Annotated in this window: 10 protein-coding genes; 9 read left to right on the forward strand and 1 reads right to left on the reverse strand. The window is 40.7% G+C overall.

All coding sequences use genetic code 11. The features are described from left to right. The 8 genes from GCA01S_RS17740 to copZ form a co-directional block, all read left to right on the forward strand. Positions 1–374, forward strand: a 374-nt coding sequence (locus tag GCA01S_RS17740; RefSeq protein ID WP_042412027.1) for a sensor histidine kinase, incomplete at its 5' end; no start/stop codon positions are given. Between the two features lie 2 nt (positions 375–376). Further along, positions 377–1,048, forward strand: coding sequence for a response regulator transcription factor (locus tag GCA01S_RS17745; RefSeq protein WP_017434099.1), 672 nt, complete (start codon positions 377–379; stop codon positions 1,046–1,048). A gap of 12 nt (positions 1,049–1,060) precedes the next feature. Then, on the forward strand, positions 1,061–1,621 hold the full coding sequence (locus GCA01S_RS17750; protein WP_017434098.1) for a TVP38/TMEM64 family protein: 561 nt from the start codon (positions 1,061–1,063) through the stop codon (positions 1,619–1,621). Beyond that, the gene (locus tag GCA01S_RS21135; RefSeq protein ID WP_255212305.1) at positions 1,585–2,418 is read left to right on the forward strand and encodes an urease accessory protein UreH domain-containing protein; all 834 of its coding nucleotides are present in this window, start codon (positions 1,585–1,587) and stop codon (positions 2,416–2,418) included. Before GCA01S_RS17750 ends, GCA01S_RS21135 begins: the two co-directional genes overlap by 37 nt. A 23-nt stretch (positions 2,419–2,441) precedes the next feature. Beyond that, complete coding sequence (locus GCA01S_RS17765) at positions 2,442–2,654, forward strand: SHOCT domain-containing protein (protein WP_042412029.1); 213 nt, start codon at positions 2,442–2,444, stop codon at positions 2,652–2,654. A gap of 356 nt (positions 2,655–3,010) precedes the next feature. Beyond that, complete coding sequence (locus tag GCA01S_RS17770; RefSeq protein ID WP_042412041.1) at positions 3,011–3,286, forward strand: metal-sensing transcriptional repressor; 276 nt, start codon at positions 3,011–3,013, stop codon at positions 3,284–3,286. 21 nt (positions 3,287–3,307) lie between these two features. Beyond that, a complete protein-coding gene (locus tag GCA01S_RS17775) occupies positions 3,308–5,704 on the forward strand; it encodes a heavy metal translocating P-type ATPase (protein WP_042412032.1) in 2,397 nt (798 codons plus the stop codon). A gap of 20 nt (positions 5,705–5,724) precedes the next feature. Then, positions 5,725–5,928: a copper chaperone CopZ gene (copZ, locus tag GCA01S_RS17780; RefSeq protein WP_042412033.1), complete on the forward strand. Its 204-nt coding sequence runs from the start codon at positions 5,725–5,727 to the stop codon at positions 5,926–5,928. Positions 5,929–5,984: 56 nt separating this feature from the next. On the opposite strand, the gene GCA01S_RS17785 is transcribed toward copZ, so the two are convergent. Next, positions 5,985–7,571, reverse strand: a complete 1,587-nt coding sequence (locus tag GCA01S_RS17785) for a multicopper oxidase family protein (RefSeq protein ID WP_042412036.1) — start codon at positions 7,569–7,571, stop codon at positions 5,985–5,987. Positions 7,572–7,862: 291 nt separating this feature from the next. Between GCA01S_RS17785 and GCA01S_RS19705 the strand changes: the two genes are divergently transcribed. Further along, positions 7,863–8,132, forward strand: coding sequence for a hypothetical protein (locus GCA01S_RS19705; protein WP_245005302.1), 270 nt, complete (start codon positions 7,863–7,865; stop codon positions 8,130–8,132). Positions 8,133–8,318 lie beyond the last annotated feature (186 nt).

Consider the following 8,318-nt stretch of genomic DNA (forward strand, 5'->3'; position numbering starts at 1 on the left):
TTGTATATTACTGTGATGGAAACATTACCGTCCATATAGACCAAAAACGTTTTGAGCAAGTGATGATGAATTTGTTGGACAATGCTTTAAAATATTCCGATCAAGGTTCTACCGTGTCTATTGATGTAAGAGCGGAGAAAAATAACATTGTGATTATTGTTTCAGACGAAGGCAGAGGGATCCCTGAAGAGGATTTGCCGCATATTTTTGAACGGTTTTACCGGGTGGATAAATCAAGATCAAGAAACAGCGGCGGAACAGGACTGGGGCTGGCTATCGCTAAGGAAATTGTGGAAGCACACGGAGGATCGATTTGCGCCGCAAGTGAATATGGGAAAGGGACAAACATGATCATTACATTGCCGGAGGGATGAGCATGTACATGATTTTACTGGTTGACGATGAAAAACGAATGTTAGATTTGCTTGATCTTTATCTCTCCCCGAAAGGATATCATTGCGTAAAGTGTGAGTCCGGTTTAGCAGCGATACAGTACTTAGAAAATAACAAAGTGGATTTAGTCTTGCTGGACATTATGATGCCAGAGATGGATGGTTGGGAAACGTGCAAACGAATTAGAGAATTTTCCGATGTTCCTATTATCATGGTGACCGCAAGAGATCAAACGTTAGATATCGTCAAAGGACTCAATATTGGGGCGGATGATTACATCGCCAAACCGTTTGACGAAGCCGAGCTCCTTGCCCGCATAGAGGCGGTGCTGCGCCGCTCCGTAGGAAAGCGCTCGAAAATAGAATTTCAAGGATTAGTGTGGGATGAAGACGAACATAAAGTCCACTATCAAAACGAACCGATTTTTCTAACGCCGAAAGAGTTTGCCATATTGGGGCTGTTTTTGAAGCATCGAAACAGAGTGTTCAGCCGAGAACAAATCATCGTGTCCTTATGGGGCTATAACGCAAATACAGAAGAGCGTACCATAGACTCTCATGTCAAAAATATTAGAGAAAAGCTTAGACAAGTTGGTTTTCCGATCGATCAATTTCTGCAAACCGTTTGGGGGGTAGGATATAAATGGGAGGCATAAGGCAAGAAGAGGATGAAAGAACAAATCATTACACTGCTTAATACCTATGAAAATGCTGCTTATCTCATCAGCATTGTGATAAATATTATAATTAGTATTTTAGGACTTGTACCAAGCGTTTTTCTCACGGCTGCCAATTTGGCCGTGTTCGGGTTTTGGAAAGGCACCTTTTTATCTTTTGCAGGGGAAGCAATCGGAGCCATTATCTCCTTTCTTTTATATCGTAAAGGATTCAAGAAGCTTTCTGAATCCAAGTTATTTTCTCACCCGAAAGTCAGACGTTTGCTTGAAGCAAAAGGTGTAGAAGCATTTTTTCTTGTTCTGTCTTTGCGGCTTCTTCCCTTTGTTCCGTCAGGAGTAGTGACCTTTGTTGCGGCGATCGGAAAAACCTCCTTACTTATCTTTATGATTGCTAGCTCAATAGGGAAAATACCTGCCTTACTTTTAGAAGCCTATTCGGTTTATCAATTGATGAATTGGACATGGCAAGGTAAAGTGATATCGGCATTTCTGTCTATTTTTTTATTCCTATTTACTTGGAAGAAAATCAATCGAAAAAAGGTTCAAACGTAAAAAGTTTTGATAATGGACAAACGTTGATGAATCTAGGATTTTATAAAGAATCTGATTTTCATTATATGACAGTTGGCTATAAAAGCCATACGATTTATGTCGTGAACCAAGAAGAAAACAAAACGCTCGGACAAGGGTTATTTTACAGTAAAGATGATGGGAAAACGTGGTCGCCAAGTCAATTAAACGGCCTGCCGCAAACTTCAGCAGGAACGATTGCTGCCCACCCAACGGACGAAAATATGGTCGGAATTAGTACGCCTGAAGGAATTTTCGTCTCCAAAGATAATGGGAATACGTTTGAACGGTTTACTCGAAAGATCAATACGACGACTTTTGTGTTCCAAGAAAAATCCATAACATTATATTTTCCGTGGTTAAGAAAGCTGATTGGTCCCATTCTCATTCTTGTCGGTTTATACTTGTTAGGGATTTTTAAAATGTATTGGAACGTAACTTTGTTCAAAGTCCCTGAGAGATTTTTAAAGAAAGGAAAAATAGGCTCCTTTTTAATGGATTTTGGCTTTTCATTAGCTTTTTGTCCAACCATGTTTGTGCTATTTTTTGTTACCCTAATGCCTCTGGTATACTCAACGTCTTATGGAGTGTTATTACCGAGTATCTTTGCTGTCGGAACCTCTGTACCTGTGATTTTTTTCATCTTCATCCTTTGGTACTTAGGATTTAACGGCACTCTAATGAAAAAAGGGAGACAAGCAGGAAGTTTCGTTCAGAAAGCAGCTGGAATCATGATGATCTTAATTGGCATATTAGACACTATTACTTATTGGTTCTAAAGTTAGAAAAGGGGGAAAGTGAAATGGGAATTTTTTATACGATGTTTGGAGGTTCGGTTATGATGATCGGGATGATGTTATTCTGGATTGTATTAATCGTTGTTGGTTTTTATCTCTTACATCGTTTTATCAATGACCGCAAAGAAGAGTTATCTCCAATGGAAATATTAAAAGTACGATTAGCCAGAGGAGAGATCACTTTAGACGAATTTGAACAGCTATCGAAAAAGTTATAGTAAAATCCAGTCTTTTTTCGTCATATTGAGTACAGGAATACGACTTACAATTGTTCTCCCCTCTTTCAATTTCATATAGATGAAGGAAGTTGTTGAAAAGAGTATTGTCAACAGCTTCTTTTTTTAACTTTTTAAACATAATAACTGCTTATTTTTTCTTTAGTTTAAAATCGTTATTAAACTATGGATAAAAATAGGGGCATTTTAACGATATCCTCTAAAGAAATACATTTTTTAACGCTAATCTTATCAATTGCATTTTATACCCATTACGGGTATGATGTATTTAGAAGATAATTATTGAGGTGATACCAGTGAATCCAAATCAATATCAAGATAACAATATAAATGCCAAAATGGTTCCGCGAACCGAAGAAGAGATCGAAAGCATCGTCAAGCGCCTGAAGCGCATTGAAGGGCAAGTGCGCGGGGTGCAAAAAATGGTGGAGGACAATCGTTACTGCATTGATATTTTGGTGCAAATTTCCGCGATTCAAGCCGCATTAAACAAAGTCGGGTTGAACTTGCTGGAACGACATGTAAATCATTGTGTTGCCAAGGCGATCCGCGAAGGAAGCGGAGAAGAATCCATTCGGGAATTAATGGATGTCATTAAGCAATTCTCAAAGTAAAAGTAAAGGAGGGAAAGCTGGATGAGTGAACAAAGAACCGTGACACTGAAAGTAACCGGTATGACATGTGCCGCTTGTTCCAATCGTATTGAGAAAGTGTTGAACAAAATGGATGGGGTAGAAGCCAATGTCAATTTGGCGATGGAAAAAGCAACGATTAAATACGATCCATCGAAACAAAGCATAGCCGATATCCAAATGAAAATTGAGAACTTGGGGTATGGAGTTGCAACTGAAAAGGTGACGCTAGATATTGAAGGGATGACATGTGCAGCGTGTGCGGCACGGATTGAAAAAGGGTTAAATCGTATGGAAGGTGTTACAAATGCTGCTGTAAACTTGGCGGCAAACAGCGCTGTTGTAGAATACAATGAAGGCATTGTATCTGTAGAAGACATTTTAGAGAAAATCAAAAAGCTTGGGTACAAAGGGCAGATCCGAAACGAAGAACAAGATCATGCAGGCCGGAGAGAAAAGTTGCTTAAACAAAAACAACGACAACTTGCCATTTCCATCATCTTATCGCTGCCTTTGCTTTATACGATGATTGCTCATATGCCATTTGATATAGGCTTACCGATGCCGAACATTTTGATGAATCCGTGGTTCCAGCTTCTTTTGGCTACACCCGTTCAGTTCTACATCGGCGGTCCCTTCTATGTAGGAGCGTATCGGGCATTACGAAACAAGAGTGCTAACATGGACGTACTAGTGTCGCTTGGAACATCGGCAGCTTACTTTTACAGCTTGTATGAGGCTTTCAAAACATTAGGAAATCCCGAATATATGCCAAGATTGTATTTTGAAACAAGTGCCGTGCTGATTACGCTTGTCCTTGTCGGAAAATACTTTGAATCGTTGGCGAAAGGGCGAACAACGGAAGCCATCTCTAAACTGTTGAGCCTGCAGGCAAAAGAAGCTACTGTCATCCGTAATGGGGAAGAAATAAGAGTTCCACTTGAAAAAGTGGTGATCGGTGATACCATTCTCGTCAAGCCGGGAGAAAAAATCCCGGTAGACGGTACCGTCATCGCCGGAGTATCTTCCGTAGACGAATCGATGATTACTGGTGAATCCATTCCTGTTGATAAGAAGGAAGGCGACTCTGTCATCGGAGCAACCATTAATAAAAATGGTGTACTAACCATTCGGGCAGAAAAGGTTGGGAAAGATACAGCACTTGCCAATATCATTAAAATCGTAGAAGAGGCGCAAGGATCGAAAGCGCCTATTCAGCGTATGGCTGATGTCATTTCGGGTATTTTCGTACCAATTGTTGTAGGAATTGCTGTCGTTGCATTCATTATATGGTACTTCTTTGTGGCGCCGGGCGACTTGCCAAAGGCGCTTGAGGTGGCCATCGCGGTTCTTGTTATTGCGTGTCCTTGTGCGCTTGGCCTTGCCACACCGACATCCATTATGGTCGGTACAGGCAAAGGCGCAGAAAAGGGGATCCTCTTTAAAGGAGGTGAGTACCTAGAGGGAACGCATAAAATCAATGCCGTGTTACTGGATAAAACAGGAACAGTGACAAAAGGAAAACCAGAAGTAACAGATGTGCTGGAATTCCGAGAAGACATGCTCGATTATGCCGTTTCCGCCGAGAGCGCTTCGGAACATCCGCTGGCTCATGCGATTGTGGAATATGGGAAGAAACGAGCGATTTCTGTTAAGCCACTGGAGCATTTCTCCGCGATTATCGGTCACGGAATTGAAGCGACCATTGATGGAAAAAACGTCCTTGTTGGAACGCGAAAGCTGATGAAGGAACGCTCTGTAGAGATTTCTATGCATGAAGATAAAATGATAGAGCTTGAAAAACGAGGAAAAACTGCCATGTTAGTTGCTATTGACGGGCAGCTTGCTGGCATCATTGCTGTCGCTGATACGGTAAAAGAAAGCTCCAAAGAAGCCATTCAAACATTGAAACAAATGGGTATCGAAGTGTACATGGTAACAGGAGACAACAAACGTACAGCGGAAGCTATTGCTAAGCAAGTGAATGTGGATCGTGTCTATGCAGAGGTGCTTCCTGAAGAAAAAGCGAATATCGTCCAAGAGCTGCAAAAACAAGGAAAACGAGTTGCGATGGTCGGTGATGGAATCAATGACGCTCCAGCTCTTGCAAAAGCGGATATTGGCATGGCCATCGGCACAGGAGCGGATGTCGCCATCGAAACGGCCGATGTTACCTTGGTCGGCGGAGATTTAGCCCATATCCCGAAAGCGATTGAGTTAAGCCGCAAAACAATGAAAAACATTCGGCAAAACCTGTTCTGGGCTTTGTTCTATAATACCATTGGCATTCCTGTAGCTGCCGCTGGATTATTGGAGCCTTGGGTTGCCGGAGCGGCAATGGCGTTCAGTTCCGTATCTGTGGTGACAAACGCGCTTCGTTTGAAACGCGTGAAAATATAAAGAATAAGGAGGAATCGATGATGACCATTACATTACATGTAAAAGGAATGACTTGCGGCCATTGCAAAATGGCAGTGACGAATGCTCTTAAAGAGCTAGACGGAGTACAAAATGTAGAAGTACATCTGCAAGAAGGTACTGTGGATGTAGATTATGATGGAACAAAGGTAAGTGTAGAAAAACTCAAAGAAGCGATTGAAGAGCAAGGTTACGATGTGAAATAACATAAAATCCCCTCCAAGTAAAACTTGGAGGGGATTTCACTTACTACGATAAGCCGTTATTCACCTTTATTGGTTGTGTCGTTAGGATCCGGTGTATAGTTAGATTTGTAATCTTTATATTTTACTTCTGTGACCATTCCAGCTGAAGCATGGTGTAAGTCATGGCAATGGAACATCCAATTTCCCGGATTATCCGCTTTAAACGCGACTACATATTCTTCACCCGGTTTTACATTCAAGGTATCCTTCATCAATGGAGAGCCTGCAATTGGTTTGCCATTTTTGCTTAATACTTGGAAGAAATGTCCGTGTAAATGCATTGGGTGTACATCTTTCGGTGAATGGTTCACTAATGTTACTTTTGCTAGATCTCCTGTCTTAACATTTATAGGTGTTGTTTCAGGATACGTTTTCCCGTTAATCGTGTAGATCATGCCATCTTTGCCCATGGCTGTTCCTAAATCCATTGTGTACTCTACATCATATTTTTGGTCTAACGTAAATGGACCTGATTCATGTTTTCCGTATTTCGTCATATCAACGATAGGGAGGTCCTCTTTTGCATTTGATTTGTCCGTATTGTTTGTTGCACCTTCATATTGAATTTTCACTTTCATGCCATCGGTTCCTTTCATATCACCGTGGCATTCTAATAACCATTCACCCGGATTATCTGCTGTAAATTCAATATCGTACCGTTCACCCGGAGCAATATTTAAAAGTTCATCTTTGATTGGCTGCGGATCTTTTAACGGCTGCCCGTCTGTTGCGACAATTTTGAACTCATGACCATGCAGGTGGAGTTTGTGGGACATGTATCCTGCGTTTACAAGGCGAAGCCGCACTTTTTCGCCCTTCTTCACTTTTAAAGGTTCTATAGCGGAACCGTTTTTCCCGTTAATCGTGAAAATATCATACATATTCATATCATGGTCCATGCTGCTCATATCCATATGTTGGTCATCGGGGCTATTTCCATGTCCCATATTGCTGTGATCCATGTTACTCATATCCATATTGCTTTCTGCATTTGGATTGCTCATCCATTCATCTAACACAAGTGTATAATCTCGATCTACTTTTTCCTCATTCTTAGGTTCTACGATTAATGTACCGTATAGCCCCTTGTCCATTTGTTTCGCACTTTCTTGATGGGAGTGATACCAATATGTTCCCGGTACGGTTGCAGTAAATTCATACGTAAAGGTTTCACCCGGTTTAATCGCGTTCATCGTGACACCCGGAACTCCATCTTGGCTATTCGGAACAGGGTAGCCGTGCCAATGGATCGTCGTCGGTTCTGGCAAATCATTTTTAAAATGAATTATTACTCGATCGCCTTGTTTCACACGAATTTGCGGCCCGGGCACAGATCCATTGTACGTGTAGACCGGAAGTTTTACTTTATCATTTATTTGTAATAATGCTTCTTTAGCGGTTAAATAAAACTCTTTGCCGGATAAAACTTTTGTATTCGTTGCCAAAGGCAGTTGCTTACTGGAGTCCTTGGCGGTGTTTTCCTCCTTCATATTCATGTTTGACATATCGTGCCCCTGCATGGAACTGTGTGAAGTACTATTTGAGCAAGCTGCACCAATAGCAACAACTCCCGCTAAAATAGTTCCAACCAATAATTTCTTCATGTATTTCCCTCCATAAACAAACATGTGATTTAAATGCTAATATCATCATAGAAAATAAATGTGCAAAATTTATGGAGAAAAGAGTTATTGAGCAATTTTGCACAAAGTATTATTTGATATTAATGGGAGATACGAAATAAAAAAGACAAGCTATTACCAATCGGTTAATTGCGGATATAGGTAATAGCTTGTTTGCCCATTTGTATATAAGCTTTATGTGTAGCGAAAGCAACACTGTATAACCATCCCGAACTGCGTAAGCGTATTGAAACCTTACGTTAAGCCATGTTTTTGGCTGTAGTCGGAAGTATCTTTTCATGGGTATTAATTAATCATGCATGGCAGGGTGCTAAAAGCAATCGTTTGAAGATGGGGTTTTTAGGGAGTAGTTTTTATGTTTTTTTGACTTTTGTGTTAGCTTATCAGTTAGTAACGCTGAAATCTTCTTATCCAAATGAAGATGCTTGTATGGGGGGGATTATTGGTTTAGTATTCAGCATAATAGTTACAACAGTTGCGTTTATTACTTGTTTTACAATCACAGGCTTTTCTAAGAAATAAGAAGCCAATTAAACACAATGTGAATTTAATGTACCTTGATTGACGTTTTATTTCTTACACGATCGGGATCGTTTCTGCAATAAGTTAAATAAAGAAATGTGAGGAGGGTGTCCTAAAAGTGGTTGCTTTTGGCCCCCCCTTTATTTTCACATATGCATATGATGAGAATGGTCGCCGCCGATCGAT

This window comes from Parageobacillus caldoxylosilyticus NBRC 107762, from assembly GCF_000632715.1.
Classification (GTDB): Bacteria; Bacillota; Bacilli; order Bacillales; family Anoxybacillaceae; genus Saccharococcus; species Saccharococcus caldoxylosilyticus.